The sequence below is a fragment of the Acinetobacter sp. Q85-2 genome, assembly GCF_013420555.1.
Lineage (GTDB): Bacteria > Pseudomonadota > Gammaproteobacteria > Pseudomonadales > Moraxellaceae > Acinetobacter > Acinetobacter indicus.
Window position 1 is genome coordinate 97,856 of record NZ_VOXW01000007.1, and the last position, 14,010, is coordinate 111,865.

A 14,010-nucleotide genomic window follows, 5' to 3' on the forward strand; every position below is an offset into this window, starting at 1 on the left:
TTGTAGCAGCAGTTAATTTAGTGCCTTAACTGTCTGTAATAACTGTACGGTTTCATGCAGCGGCAATCCCACCACATTGCTATAACTGCCTTCAATACGCGGAATATAACGTGCTGCAATGCCCTGTATGGCATAGGCTCCCGCCTTGCCCACCGGCTCTCCACTGGCCCAATAACGCTCCATGTCAGCTTGGCTCAGCGCTTGAAATTCAACCTGGGTACGTACCACTATACTGTATTTTTCTGCTTTTGTGCGTACGCAAACACCTGAAAATACATCATGTTTTCGACCAGAAATCTGCTGCCACATGGCAAAGGCATGCGCCTTGGATTCTGGTTTTCCTAAAATCTGCCCATCAACGCCCAAACTGGTATCAGCGGCAATCACAATCGCCTCTGGAAAACGTGCCAACACAGCATCAGCTTTGGCACAGGCCAGCCGCTCAACATACTGCTCAACTGGCTCATCTGGCAAAATAGACTCGTCGATGTCCGGGCTGTAAATCTCAAATTGCAGCCCCAACTGTTCAAGCAGCTCACGGCGTCGAGGTGAGCTGGAGGCCAGAATTATACGCTGCGCCATTTTCGTAGCAGATAATACAGCACCGGCCAGACCAGAATGCTGGACAGCACCGGTTGCCAGTGACGGGCAAATGGAAATTCAATACCAGCCATAACCTGTAACAGCCAGATCAGCGCCAGATGGACCACAATGGCAATACTGGCAATCACCCATAAATTGGCAAAAGTCATCACCCGGCGTTCACGGGTCAAGAATCGCGCCACAAAAGTAATTAATACAAAACTTAAGGCATTCATGCCCAGCGGTGCATCCAGCAGCAAATCTGTAAACAGGCCGGTGCCAAAGGCAAACCAGACGCCGCACCAGGTCGGCTGGCTCATGACCCAGAACAGCATTACCATCATCATAAATACCGGACGCCAGCCCGATAAGGCATAAGACAAGGGATAAACCAGCAGCACCGAGGCAATAATGACCGAGAAAATAATCGGGAATAAAGGATCTTTGGGTTTGCGCTGGCCCATTTTAGCGATTGGCATGTGGCTGCTCCCGTGATAAGGATTCAGAGAATAACACCACCACATGATGTCCACCGGCCAGCTGTGCAGCAGGAATCACATCAATTTGCGCAAACTCGCCTGAGTTATGCCGGCTGACCTTGGAAATGGTTCCGACCAGATAGCCTGCCGGGAAATGTTCACCAAGTCCGGAGCTATAGACTTTTTCACCGACTTTGATATTGGCACTGGTCGGCACATATTCCATTTTTAAACGGCCTAGATCACCCGTACCCGAAACAATCGCGCGCATACCGGTATGTTCCAGACGTACCGAGAGCGAATGTTCTTTATCGGACAGCAGCATTACCCGGCTACTATGCGGATAGACATCAACAATCTGGCCCATAATGCCACGATCATCCAGCACGGTTTGCCCGACTTTGAGCTGACGGTTGGCACCACGGTTAATCACAATAATATGCCGTAGCGGATCGGCATCGGTACCAATCACTTCGGCAATTTCCATGCGTCCGTCAATGATCAGCGGCGTATCGAGCAGGCCACGTAAACGGGTATTTTCGGCAGACAGTTCGGAGAGTTTTTGCAGGCGTACCTGTGCCTGAAGCAGCTCGGCCTGCATCGCGGTATTTTCACGACGCAGCTGGGCTTCAGATTTACTTTGTTGACTTAGCCATTCTCGCGACAACACCGGATAACTTGCCAGCGCATAAATCGGATTATATGCCGCGTACAAGAGATCCCTTGCCGGTTGAATTACATGCGGCATGCGCCAGTTAAAAAACAGCACCACCAAGCATGTAATGACCGCAATAATAAAGGAGCGAAAAGATGGCGGTTGTCTGGAAAACAGATGTGATTGCACCGCCGGGTCCTTTTGATTAGCCTACAAATAACATGTCATGGTTTGGATTATCAAAGAATTCCAGTACCTTGCCACCACCACGGGTGACACAGGTTAAAGGTTCTTCAGCCACAACCACTGGCAAGCCGGTTTCTTTGGCCAGCAGCTTGTCCAGATTACGCAGCAAGGCACCACCGCCGGTCAGGACAATACCGCGCTCGGCGATATCTGAAGATAATTCTGGTGGTGTTTGTTCCAGCGCCGATTTTACTGCGGACACAATATTTTGTAACGGGTCAGAAATCGCCTGAGTAATTTCATCAGAAGTCACGGTAATGGCACGTGGCACCCCTTCGGCCAGGTTACGGCCACGTACTTCAATTTCCAGAGGCTTCGCACCTTCTTCCGGAACTGCCATGCCCACTTCTTTCTTGATGGTTTCTGCTGTGGTTTCACCAATCACACAGCCATGCGCTTTACGGACATAGTTGATGATCTGCTCATCAAACACATCGCCCCCAATACGCAGTGAATCTGCATAGACACAACCTTGTAGCGAAATAATCGCAATTTCAGTTGTACCACCGCCCACATCGACCACCATCGAACCACACGCCTGCTCAACCGGCATACCGGCACCAATTGCTGCAGCCATCGGCTCTTCAATTAAACGGACATCACGCGCACCGGCATTAAACACTGCCTCACGAATGGCGCGACGCTCAACCAGCGTCGATTTGCATGGCACACAGACCACCACGCGCGGTGCAGGCGGAAACAGGCGCTTTTCATGCACTTTACTGATGAACTGGTTCAGCATGGTTTCAGTCACTTCAAAGTCGGCAATGACGCCGTCTTTCATGGGACGAATGGCAGAAATATTGGCAGGTGTACGACCCAGCATCTGTTTAGCATCCAGACCGACTGCGGCAACGATTTTCTGTGAACCGCTGTGACGAATTGCCACAACCGTCGGTTCATTTAATATAATGCCTCGTCCTGGCGCATAAATAAGTGTATTTGCTGTACCTAAATCAATGGCTAGATCTGGTGAAAACAAGCCTATTAGTCGTTTTAGAATCACGGAGTCGTTCTCGATTAAACTTTATGTGGACGCAAGTTGGCAACTTTAACTAAATGTGATGCTTTGGACAAGTCAATCGCTTATTATAACGCACGATATTTTGAAAATTTTTAATACTGATTAGGTGATGTTATGTCTACATCGGATGCACAGCATTCTGCAGATTTAAATGCACAAACAGTTTCAGCAATCGCCAATCTTGCTCGGTTGTCGCTCAATGATACGCAATCTGCTGAATATGCTCAAAGTCTAAATAAAATTTTAGGCATGATGGAAACCTTAAAAGGCATCGATACCGATGGCGTTGAGCCACTCAAAAGCCCATTTGACCACCCTCAACCGCTACGTGAAGATGTGGTGTCTGAAGATAACCATCGTGAGGAATATCAGGCCGTTGCACCTGCCGTGCAGGACGGTTTGTATCTGGTACCACGCGTAATTGAATAATTTTTTCAGCGCTCATCTTTTTGTTGAATTCAGGTAAAGAATATTTCTCATGACAGATTTACATCGCTTATCCATTCGTGAACTGACTGAGGGTTTAGCCAATGCAAAATTCTCTGCTCGCGAATTGACCGAACATTATTTAAAACGCATCGAAAAAATTGATGCCCAGGTCAATGCCTATGTCACCGTAACTGCGGAACAGGCGCTGGCCCAAGCCGATGCTGCCGATGCGTTGCGTCAAGCTGGCGGCGCTGGTGTGCTGACCGGTGTGCCTATTGCGCATAAAGATATTTTCTGTACCCAAGGCATTAAAACCACCGCTGGTTCTAAAATGCTGGATAACTTTATCTCGCCTTACGATGCTACGGTGGTTGCCAAAGGTAAAACTGCTGGCTTAGTCACTTTAGGTAAAGTGAACATGGACGAATTCGCAATGGGTTCGACCTCGGAAAGCTCATACTTTGGCGCAACCAAAAACCCGTGGGCACTGGATCGTGTACCGGGTGGTTCTTCAGGTGGTTCGGCTGCGGTGGTCGCGGCTGATCTGGCGCCATTTGCAACTGGTACCGATACCGGTGGTTCGATTCGTCAACCAGCTTCTTTCTGTGGCTTGACCGGTTTGAAACCAACCTATGGCCGTGTATCGCGTTTCGGTATGATCGCATACGCATCATCTTTAGACCAAGGCGGTCCTATGGCGCGTTCTGCGGAAGACTGTGCGTATCTGATGAACGTGATGGCGGGTCATGATACCAAAGACTCAACGTCGGTCGAGAAAGATGTCGATGATTACGTGGCGAACCTAAACGGTACATCGGTAAAAGGTTTACGTATTGGTATTCCAAAACAGTACTTTAATGTTGCCGGTCTGGCCGCAGATGTAAAAGCGCGCGTTGAAGAATCGCTGAAAAAATTAGAAGAGATGGGTGCCATTCTGGTTGAGGTTGATCTCAACATGACTGAAGCCTATGTACCAACTTATTACCTGATTGCGCCAGCGGAAGCATCTTCTAACCTGTCACGTTATGACGGCGTACGTTATGGCTATCGCTGTGAAGATCCAAAAGATATTCTGGACCTGTACAAACGTTCTCGTTCAGAAGGTTTCGGTGCCGAGGTACAGCGCCGTATCCTGATTGGTACCTATGCCCTGTCTGCCGGTTATTACGATGCCTACTATGTAAAAGCGCAGAAAGTCCGTCGTTTAATTCAGCAAGACTTCCTGAAAGCCTTTGAACAGGTGGATGTGATTGCTGCGCCATCTGCACCGACTACCGCCTATAAAGTGGGTGCTGACCTGACTCCGGTAGAAATGTATCTGGGTGATATTTACACCCTTGCGGTGAACCTGGCCGGTCTGCCTGCCATTAATGCCCCTGTTGGTTTTGACCAGAACAACCTGCCAGTTGGCTTACAGCTGATTGGTAATTACTGGTCAGAATCTCAATTGTTGTCTGTGGTGCACCAGTACCAACAAGCCACCAATTGGCATACACAACGTGCGGCAATTGCTGAGGAGAACGCATAATGGCGAAGAATAACGCGAAACCAAAATCTAACCTGATTGATGGCTGGGAAGTCGTGATTGGGATCGAGATTCATACCCAGCTTGCGACCAATTCTAAAATCTTCTCAGGTTCATCAACCGAGTTTGGTAATGACCCAAATACTCAGGCCAGCCTGGTAGATTTGGCCATGCCAGGTGTACTGCCTGTACTGAACAAAGAAGTGGTTGATCTGGCAATTCGCTTTGGTTTGGGGATTGATGCCTACATCGACCAAGCCTCTGTATTTGCACGTAAAAACTATTTCTACCCGGATTCGCCTAAAGGCTATCAAATTAGCCAGATGGACAACCCGATTGTGGGCCTCGGTCATATCGACATCCAGCTTGAAGATGGCACCACCAAACGTATTGGCGTAACCCGTGCGCATTTAGAGGAAGATGCAGGTAAATCGATCCATGACCAATTCGAAGGCATGTCAGGCATCGACTTAAACCGTGCAGGCACACCACTTTTAGAAATCGTATCTGAACCCGATATGCGTTCTGTTGAAGAAGCGGTTGCCTATATTAAAGCGATTCACACGTTGGTGCGCTGGTTAGGGATTTCTGACGGTAACATGGCGGAAGGTTCATTCCGTGCGGATTGTAACGTATCTTTACGTCGTCCGGGTCAACCATTCGGTACACGTTGTGAATTGAAAAACCTCAACTCATTCCGTTTCATTGAACAGGCGATTAATGTTGAAATTGAACGTCAAATGGAAATTTTGGAATGGGATGGTACGATTGACCAAGAAACGCGTTTGTTTGACCCTGTGAAGATGGAAACGCGTTCAATGCGTTCGAAGGAAGAAGCCAATGACTACCGCTACTTCCCTGATCCAGACTTGTTGCCTGTGATTATTCCTGACGCGCAAATTGAAGCCATTAAGGCGACTATGCCTGAACTTCCTGCTGCACGTCGTGCACGTTTCGTGGCGGACTTTGGTGTGACTGAGTATGATGCTCACGTGCTTACATTAACTCGTGAAATGTCAGAATTTTACGAAGCTGTAGTTGCTGCGGCTGGCGGTGCTGCACAAGGTAAGATTGCGGCAAACTGGGTAATGGGTGAATTCTCAGGTGCTTTAAATAAAGCAGGCTTAGATTTGGCTGATTCTCCTGTATCTGCGGAAAAACTTGGCGGTATGATCGCGCGTATTGTCGATAACACCATTAGCGGTAAGATTGCTAAACAGGTGTTCGGCTTTATGTGGGACGAAGGCAAAACTGCGGACGAGATTATTGCGGAAAAAGGCTTGAAACAGGAAACTGATACAGGCGCAATTGAAGCGATTATTAAAGAAGTTCTTGCTGCCAATGAAAAAATGGTTGAAGAATATAAGTCTGGTAAAGACAAAGCTTTCAACGGTCTTGTTGGTCAAGTCATGAAAGCGTCTAAAGGCAAAGCCAACCCTGCTCAAGTGAATGAATTAATGAAGAAATTGATTGGTTGATTTATTCGCTAATTGGTTGATTTCGTGTTATAAGAACCTCGCTTAATGCGGGGTTTTTTTATGATTAAAATACTTAGTGAACTTCAACAAGATTTAAATGATGCGAAAGAGTTTAATCAAAAGCTTCAAGACCCTAATATTATTAAAAATCCACTTCTTGAATCACAATTACAGCAACTAATAAATCAACTAGAAAACCTACAAAATAAAATTAAAAGCTATCAAGATGAACTAGATACCTTTGATAATCTGAAGGAATTGTTATCAAATACAATAGGCAATGTAAAAGAAAAATTTAATATAATTATGCTTGATACTTCAAATAATTACTCTCGTTTAGATCTGCAAAAGCAAATTAATTATATAAATTCAGCATTAGATTTAATTGATAATTTTCAACATAGCTATCGATATATAAATGACGTTATCAAAGTAGCAATTGATCAACAAATTGAAGTAGCAAACCAAAAGTTAGAAAAATTTGATCAGGTAACAAACAAATTACAAGGGGTTGCAACAGAACAGGTTTATTATGAAGCACACACTACCTATAAAACTAGATATAAAAATCTCGAAAATTTAGGCTATGGCATAATAGCTTTAAGTTTTGTTTCTACATTTGTTTGTCTATGGATATACCATCGCTATCCACATTTACTTTATTCTCTAATCACTTTTAAAATTACCTTTATCTTAGTCGCGATATTTCTTATTACCTATTTTTTTAAACAGGCTACCCAATACAGAAAATTAGCTGATAGTGCTGAACAGCGTCATCTAGAGTTACAAGCGATTCCGTCCTTTTTATCTACAATGAGTAATGAAACTCAAAATGATGTAAGGAAAGAATTAGCTTTAAAATATTTTGGACAGCCCCTAGATGAAAAACATTACTCTACTACAGAGAGTTTAGTACAAGACCAAATTAAGTCATCAACTGAAGTACTAAAAATGACAACAAGCTTATTAAAATCCGAAAGATCACTTCTCAATACTGTAAATGATAATGATCAATCTTCTAAGACTAATGCATAATGACCATCAAAAAAGTATCCTCTATCGCCAAACTCGAAGACTTAGGACGTATTCAGCTTTCAAAGTCTTTATTTATGCGTGACTTCCTCTATAGCGAAATCGCCAACTGGTACGGTGTACCCAACTTCCCCGATCATCCTGACATTGCCATTCGCACAGGCAAAGAACTTTGCCAACAATTGTTAGAGCCACTCCAAGACAAGTTTGGACGTATTGCGATTCGTTCAGCTTATCGCTCTCCAAGCGTGAACCAACTCGGCAATGAAAAAGGACATAACTGCGCAACGAACGAGAAAAACTTTTCCAGTCATATTTGGGACTATCCCGATGCAAAAGGTTATGGAGCAACAGCGTGTATTGTCATTCCATCATTTTTAGAACTTTATGAGAAAGACCAAAGCAATTGGAAACAACTTGCTTATTGGATTCATAACCATCTGAACTATAACCATCTGCAATTTTTCCCAAAACTATGTGCTTTCAACATCGGTTGGCATGAACAACCTACTCGGGAAATTTATAGCTATATTCAGCCTAAAGGCTATTTATTACGTGGTGAGGCGATGAATAAAGAATTTGAGCAGTTTTATCCCGATCTTATTTAATAGCCCTCCTTGCGAAGCTTCGCTTCTCACCTTTTAAAAAGGGAGACTTTGTCACGTAATCCATTAGAACCGCGTAGTTCCCTCTCCTGAGCAAATTTTAAAGCACTGCTTTAAAATGAAGCGCAAGAAAGGAGAGGGTTAGGGAGAGGATTATTAAAAGCTTCTCGCTCCTGAGCAAATTTTAAAGCACTGCTTTTAAAACGAAGTGCAAGAAAGGATAAGGGCTAGGGAGAGGATTAATATTCATGTTATAAAATCTAAAACATCAAAGAAAAACAAAAATGACACCTGAACTTTTACTCTTCGCTATCCAAATTACCATTGGCATATTCGCACTGGTTATCATCATTTTGCTGATGATTCCTAAATGCCGTAAATGGCTCTCTGAAATGCAGCCTGAACCACGTAGAAAACAACGCGGATTAGATTTTTCCTATGGAATTGAAGTGATCTTCTACCCCATTTACTGGCTGATTAAAATCATCATCGCTATCTTCAAATAAACCCCAAAACCACTTATTCCCCCCGGATCACCCCCAACTTATTCCACACATCTGGCGTCAAAAAGGTCATCATCAACTTGTTTAAATCCAGATAACGCAGTACACCACTCAGCTGACTTTTAATTTCAGGCGTCTTTAAAAGTTCTTCACCGGTAATTTGTCCCAGCTCCTGAAAACTACTGCCGACCGCTTGGATGCCTTCAGTCTGAATCACTGCTTTGGCCTGCGCAGAACATTGCTCTACCAGTATCCGCTGCAAAACGGTTGCCAGCTTTTGATCTAAAACCTGTTTTTGTTCTGGCGTCACCTGACTCAAATGTTTTAAATCCGGATGTGCAGATAGCGCCACAAAGGTCCACTGCAAGACCGCAGTTTTATCGGTTGCCGTGGTCGACTTCACCAGACAGTCACTCAGCTGATCAACGGCCGGACCAGCCGTACTCACTTGTGAGCAACCCAAGAGCGCAATCGCCAGGCCCCATCCTCGTAGCTGCTTTAGACTCAACTGCATCATGCTATACCTCACTAATATCGGCTCATACCAGAAATAGCCTATTTGTAGCATGCAAGCAGCAATCTCACCTGTTATGACTGTGTAACGCGCATAAAAAAAGGAGAAGTGATGTGCTTCTCCTTGTGACTTATACTGACTATTTCATTTGCCTGAGCATACGCTTGGCACCGGCATGATTATGCTGGTTGGCCAGCTCCTGCAAAATCCGTTTGGCTCGGGCTTTGGGCTGGGAAAAACGGTTACTAAAACTCGGCACAGCGCTTAAGCAACGCGCCAGCAAAATCCCCGATTCAGCATAGACATTCCGCGCATTGGTGCCCTGCAACCGGCCATAATTATAGGCCCGCTGTGCGCTGTTACAGGCATTTAACTCATTGCGGCCGCTGTTTAAATCACGGCGTGCAGCGACATAATATTTCATCTGCTGCTGTTGTGGGGTCGCAGCCACCACAGGCGCCGCTTTTACGGGTGCAGGGGTTTTCTCGGCTGGAAGTTCCGGTGTTTCTTTTGGTTCGGGCTCTTTGGCAACAGCTTTAGTGTTTTTATTATTCCGATTAGTGCTGGTATTAGCCTTCTTGCTACTGGAAGATGCCGAACGATAAAAACGCCGTGCTTCATCTTCCGTCATGACTTGAGTAAGTAAATGCACAATGCGGACTTCACCCTGGCCATCGCGTTTACGCTCGCTGACCGGCTCAATTGAAACAATCCAGTCCGGGCCATTTTTTCTGACACAGCGATAGGCACCAATGCCCTGATTAACATCACGATAAGTCGCCAACAGTTTTTTGGACCAACTGTTTTTCAGCATCGACATCGTACTTTTATAGGCTAGTTTTAAATGGCCTTGCTGCGACTGACAATAGCTGCCCATATATTTGCGCGGAATCAGCGATTCTGCCGCCAGCTCTTTACGCTGCGGTCCCCAGTCATACACATAGGCTTTGGCTGAACCATTGGTCTGATTCAGATTTTTTTTCGCAATCAGCTCTTGTGGCGAAGCAAAGTGCTTCAAGGCATCTGGACTAAAACTTTCTACACTGACACAGCCCGAAAAGACGACACCGACCCCAGCCAACATCATGAAGGTTTTGACATTCACGTCTTTATTCTCTATTTTTCCCCACTCAAAACATAGCTCAAATAGGCGCAAATAACAAATCTAGCCAATTGATTTTACTTGATATTTCTCGTTTATTTATTACTACTGCCCCGCACTATCATCTGATAAATGCAAAATATCCAGAGTTTTAACAACGAAACCTGAACGCCTTAACACTTTCATCCGATCATTAAAAAACCCGCCTTAACAGCGGGTCAGTTGGGAATGACTTAATCATCCAGGGTCGATTCAAAGGCTTTTAAACGTTTATAAATCGACAGCAGTTCAATAATGGTTGGCCAGGAGGCAATTAAATACTGGAACGATTCACGTACCTTACCGAACACGTTACCAATCTGCATCATCAGGCCAAGGGTAATCGCTCCCGCAGCAATACTTGGGAACAGCACAAACAGACCGTAAATATTGTCCAGCTGCATGTACCAGATTCGTACCAGGTTAAAATAGGCATAATGGAAATACAGGCGGAAATAATTCAGACGAACCTTGCTAAACAGCTCTTTTAAAGTCAGCGGATCGGCACGCTCGGCATGATCTTCACCATAGACCAGCTCTTTACGATAAGCCGCTTCCACCTTCTGGTTATTAAATTCCAGTCCTGGCAGTTTATAACCGACCACCATCAGTAGTACGGTACCAAACACCGCCCAACCAATTGCCGCCCACACCAGCGCATAAGGAATTTCGCCCAGAATTGGCAGGGTTTTCACATGGCTCGATAGCGTTACCAAAACCGGTAAAAAGGCAATCAGGGTAATGAGCGCTTCAATCAGACTGACGCCCAGACCTTCGGTGGTACGGGCAAAGCGCATGGTATCTTCCTGAATACGCTGCGATGCCCCTTCAATATGACGTAACCGGTCCCAGTAGGCGGTGTAATAATTGTTCATTGCCGTCCGCCAGCGGAACACATAGTGGCTGACAAAGAACAGGTTAAATACCGAAACCGTGACCGCCACAATTGCCACATACAAAAAGGTCATGATCTCGGCATAGAGATTATTCACATCACCGCCGCCATTACTCAGCATTTGCTGGATCAGGTCATAAAACGGGCTGTACCAGGCGTTAATGACCACGCTCACCTGCACCCAGAACCAGATATTAAACAGAATGAAAGATGAGCCCCACACTGACCAGCGCTGCCAGGGATTATCCGATTGAATCCGCCAGAAAATTGCAAAAATGGCTGTGGCCAGAAAATACCAGAGATAGAACCAGAGAAATGCCGGTGACCAGAAACGGCTAACCCCAATCGGGAGTTCTGCTTCATGATAGCCTTCAGGCAAACCGATGAGGGTGCCCCAGCCTTGTCCACCGGAATACCACAGCACCAGATTAAGAATGAACCAGAGTAACAGCGAACTAAAAAACCATTTCGGATGTGGAAAAAATGACTTAAACATGCAGTGTTCTATTTCCTTTATTCTTTTCAAGACGTTGAAAAGCCGCGTTTACAACATTGCAGCGTGCAATGCGCCACGCGATGACTTCAACATGAGCAATATACAAGATTTCCCCGACAGCGCATGTACTTTTCAGTACCGATTTTTCCACTAACCGGTATTTAAAGCGATATAAACCCCCGGAAATCACCCTGACTATTTTCAGTAAAATAATGAAAAATCAAGAGTTTACAATAACAATTTTTAGACTAAGAATTTAACTTTATTTTTTAAGATATCAATCACTTATTTATAATCTGACGAATAAAACCCATATTCCCGACCAGACAATGCTAAAATAAACATGTGATACATAATACATTTTTAAGGGAAATCATGATGGAAGTGAAAGCTGTTGAACTTATTCAGCCTCTGGTACTTGAGAAAGAGAACTGCCCACCTATCCATTTTGAGACAGGCACTATCTTAAAAGTCCTGATGACCACGCCAACAGCATATCTGGTCACGGCCGGCACGGAATTTAATTTCACCATTTCATTTCAAGATGAACACAAGGTCTGGCGCAAGCTTTAATCCTCATTCCAAGCGCGATTCTTATCTCCATTCAGGCAGCTTATCAGGCTGCCTGTTTTTTTGCAGATATAAAACCAGAGCAGCCGAATTCCAGCCAACCTTTAAGATACAGGGTGCTGGGAATGTGCCTGTAAATCGACAATCTTGCCCTCCTGATCATGATAGACCGTGACAATTTTGGCCTGACGGGATTGCGTTAACATCACCGGTTCCAGCTGAAAATGCTCGGCAAACTGGTTTAGCGGTGCCGGTTGCATGGTCTGGATGGAATATGCCGGAATATAGTTGGTCCACAGCCATAAACTCAAGCCACAAGCCACCAGCGCACTAAAACCGTTTTGCAGAATACTTAGCATCAACTGGGCCACTTGCTGAATCAGTGCATCCCGTTCCAAATCCAGTAAACCCAGACTGCTTAAAACCGGCTGCCACAACAGGCCCCAGGTCAGCCATAAGCCGGCGGTACACACGTTCGAGGCATAACGCTTTTGCCACGGCAATGCATAGCGATAATCAATAATTAAAGTATTGGCTTTCACAACTTTACTCTCAACACATCACATCGCGACAGTTAGCTGTCACGTTTAATTCCACGATCGGGACTGATCCAGCGTGCACGTTTCCCTTCCCCACGCAGCAGCATTTTTGGAAACGCCACAATACTGGCCGATACGGTAATCAGCCAGAACATGAACGGATACCAGATCATCCAGAAATAGTTTCTGGCCAGATTTTTTTCATAGCGGCTGTCCATCCATTTGCTGACCATAAACTGGAACAAACAGGTCGCGCCCAGCACAATACCCACCCCTTGCGGTAAAAACGGCGATTGCAGTTCCGGCAACGGTAAAATAGGCAGGCAGAAACTTAACATCCAGAGCAGACACAGCAACAGCAGCAGATATGACCAGACCAGAGTCAGCATCATTTCCAGAATCAGCGGCCACAAATAATTCAGCTTGGGCTTAAAAATTACATCAATATTTTTATTTAACACCTGCGCCCCACCCATGGCCCAGCGCAAACGCTGTTTCCATAAGCCTTGCAGGGTTTCCGGCATCAGTACCCAGACCAGTGCATTCGGTTCAAATTCAATTTTCCAGCCGGCACGCTGCAGTTTCCAGGAAATATCAATATCTTCGGTCAGCATATCGTGCGACCAGTAACCGACCTGATGTACCGCGCTTTTACGAAAGGCGGTAATAGCGCCGGAAACAGTAAAAATACGGCCATAGGTGCGCTGGGCACGTTTAATCATGCCAATAATCGAGGAGAATTCTCCGACCTGGACCCGGCCCAATAAGGTCGAGCGATTGCGAATTCGCGGATTGCCCGTAACGGCGGCCACCGCCGGATCACGCTGGAAATGGCGTAACATCCAGCTGGCGGCATGCGGATCGAGCAAGGCATCACCATCAATTCCAAGCAGGTATTCGGCATCGGTGACCAGACTGCCAGCTTGCAGGCCCATGGCCTTGCCCTGATTTTCTGCCAGATGCACCACCCTTAACCGTGGATGCTGGGCCGCCAGACGGTTCAGTACCTCGCCAGTATTGTCCGAGCTGCCATCATTAATCGCGATGACTTCAAAGTTGGGATACTTTAATGCCAGTGCCTGGGTGATGGTTTCCTCGGCATTATCACCTTCGTTAAAACACGGAATGAGCACCGCCACCAAAGGATATTCCTGTAAAGCTGGCGGCTGAGTAAAGGTCGGATCTTTGCGTTCTTTGACATAGAAAATCAGCGCGCCCATCATCCATAAATAGGACATGAACAGCGGATAATAAAACACAAAGTTCAGCACCGATTGCCAGAGTTCTTGCAACATGG

16 protein-coding genes are annotated in these 14,010 nt (G+C 45.6%); 7 read left to right on the plus strand and 9 right to left on the minus strand.

Annotated features, from left to right (window positions below; all coding sequences use genetic code 11):
- Positions 1-12: 12 nt before the first annotated feature.
- The 4 genes from FTT68_RS05630 to FTT68_RS05645 are packed head-to-tail and all read right to left on the minus strand — an operon-like array spanning position 13 to position 2,968.
- Positions 13-582, minus strand: coding sequence for a Maf family nucleotide pyrophosphatase (locus FTT68_RS05630; protein ID WP_168370681.1), 570 nt, complete (start codon positions 580-582; stop codon positions 13-15).
- Positions 567-1,061, minus strand: a complete 495-nt coding sequence (gene mreD / locus FTT68_RS05635; RefSeq protein WP_168407983.1) for a rod shape-determining protein MreD — start codon at positions 1,059-1,061, stop codon at positions 567-569. Before mreD ends, FTT68_RS05630 begins: the two co-directional genes overlap by 16 nt.
- The gene (gene mreC, locus FTT68_RS05640; protein WP_005179707.1) at positions 1,048-1,905 is read right to left on the minus strand and encodes a rod shape-determining protein MreC; all 858 of its coding nucleotides are present in this window, start codon (positions 1,903-1,905) and stop codon (positions 1,048-1,050) included. Before mreC ends, mreD begins: the two co-directional genes overlap by 14 nt.
- A 16-nt stretch (positions 1,906-1,921) precedes the next feature.
- Complete coding sequence (locus FTT68_RS05645; RefSeq protein ID WP_005179708.1) at positions 1,922-2,968, minus strand: rod shape-determining protein; 1,047 nt, start codon at positions 2,966-2,968, stop codon at positions 1,922-1,924.
- Between the two features lie 132 nt (positions 2,969-3,100).
- Here FTT68_RS05645 and gatC point away from each other — a divergent pair, with 132 nt between their 5' ends.
- From gatC to FTT68_RS05675, 6 genes are all read left to right on the plus strand, one after another.
- Positions 3,101-3,415, plus strand: coding sequence for an Asp-tRNA(Asn)/Glu-tRNA(Gln) amidotransferase subunit GatC (gene gatC, locus FTT68_RS05650; protein WP_005179709.1), 315 nt, complete (start codon positions 3,101-3,103; stop codon positions 3,413-3,415).
- A gap of 49 nt (positions 3,416-3,464) precedes the next feature.
- A complete protein-coding gene (gene gatA, locus FTT68_RS05655) occupies positions 3,465-4,943 on the plus strand; it encodes an Asp-tRNA(Asn)/Glu-tRNA(Gln) amidotransferase subunit GatA (RefSeq protein WP_180056388.1) in 1,479 nt (492 codons plus the stop codon).
- Positions 4,943-6,418 (plus strand): Asp-tRNA(Asn)/Glu-tRNA(Gln) amidotransferase subunit GatB, encoded by a 1,476-nt coding sequence (gene gatB, locus FTT68_RS05660; protein WP_180056386.1) that lies wholly within the window; start codon positions 4,943-4,945, stop codon positions 6,416-6,418. The genes gatA and gatB overlap by 1 nt, the downstream gene beginning before the upstream one ends.
- A gap of 60 nt (positions 6,419-6,478) precedes the next feature.
- Positions 6,479-7,453, plus strand: a complete 975-nt coding sequence (locus FTT68_RS05665) for a hypothetical protein (RefSeq protein WP_180056384.1) — start codon at positions 6,479-6,481, stop codon at positions 7,451-7,453.
- Entirely contained in the window at positions 7,453-8,058 is a 606-nt protein-coding gene (locus tag FTT68_RS05670; RefSeq protein ID WP_180056383.1) for a hypothetical protein, read from the plus strand. The genes FTT68_RS05665 and FTT68_RS05670 overlap by 1 nt, the downstream gene beginning before the upstream one ends.
- 281 nt (positions 8,059-8,339) lie before the next feature.
- The gene (locus FTT68_RS05675; RefSeq protein WP_180056382.1) at positions 8,340-8,561 is read left to right on the plus strand and encodes a hypothetical protein; all 222 of its coding nucleotides are present in this window, start codon (positions 8,340-8,342) and stop codon (positions 8,559-8,561) included.
- A gap of 13 nt (positions 8,562-8,574) precedes the next feature.
- On the opposite strand, the gene FTT68_RS05680 is transcribed toward FTT68_RS05675, so the two are convergent.
- The 3 genes from FTT68_RS05680 to sbmA form a co-directional block, all read right to left on the minus strand.
- Positions 8,575-9,075, minus strand: coding sequence for a hypothetical protein (locus FTT68_RS05680; RefSeq protein WP_180056381.1), 501 nt, complete (start codon positions 9,073-9,075; stop codon positions 8,575-8,577).
- 136 nt (positions 9,076-9,211) lie between these two features.
- On the minus strand, positions 9,212-10,177 hold the full coding sequence (locus tag FTT68_RS05685; protein WP_180056380.1) for a hypothetical protein: 966 nt from the start codon (positions 10,175-10,177) through the stop codon (positions 9,212-9,214).
- 230 nt (positions 10,178-10,407) lie between these two features.
- Positions 10,408-11,604: a peptide antibiotic transporter SbmA gene (gene sbmA / locus FTT68_RS05690; RefSeq protein WP_104492124.1), complete on the minus strand. Its 1,197-nt coding sequence runs from the start codon at positions 11,602-11,604 to the stop codon at positions 10,408-10,410.
- Between the two features lie 375 nt (positions 11,605-11,979).
- Between sbmA and FTT68_RS05695 the strand changes: the two genes are divergently transcribed.
- Positions 11,980-12,177, plus strand: coding sequence for a hypothetical protein (locus FTT68_RS05695; RefSeq protein ID WP_127798682.1), 198 nt, complete (start codon positions 11,980-11,982; stop codon positions 12,175-12,177).
- Between the two features lie 101 nt (positions 12,178-12,278).
- Here FTT68_RS05695 and pgaD read toward each other — a convergent pair whose 3' ends face one another.
- On the minus strand, positions 12,279-12,716 hold the full coding sequence (gene pgaD / locus FTT68_RS05700; protein ID WP_180056379.1) for a poly-beta-1,6-N-acetyl-D-glucosamine biosynthesis protein PgaD: 438 nt from the start codon (positions 12,714-12,716) through the stop codon (positions 12,279-12,281).
- A 32-nt stretch (positions 12,717-12,748) separates the two neighbouring features.
- The gene (gene pgaC / locus FTT68_RS05705; RefSeq protein WP_180056378.1) at positions 12,749-14,008 is read right to left on the minus strand and encodes a poly-beta-1,6-N-acetyl-D-glucosamine synthase; all 1,260 of its coding nucleotides are present in this window, start codon (positions 14,006-14,008) and stop codon (positions 12,749-12,751) included.
- Positions 14,009-14,010: the final 2 nt, after the last annotated feature.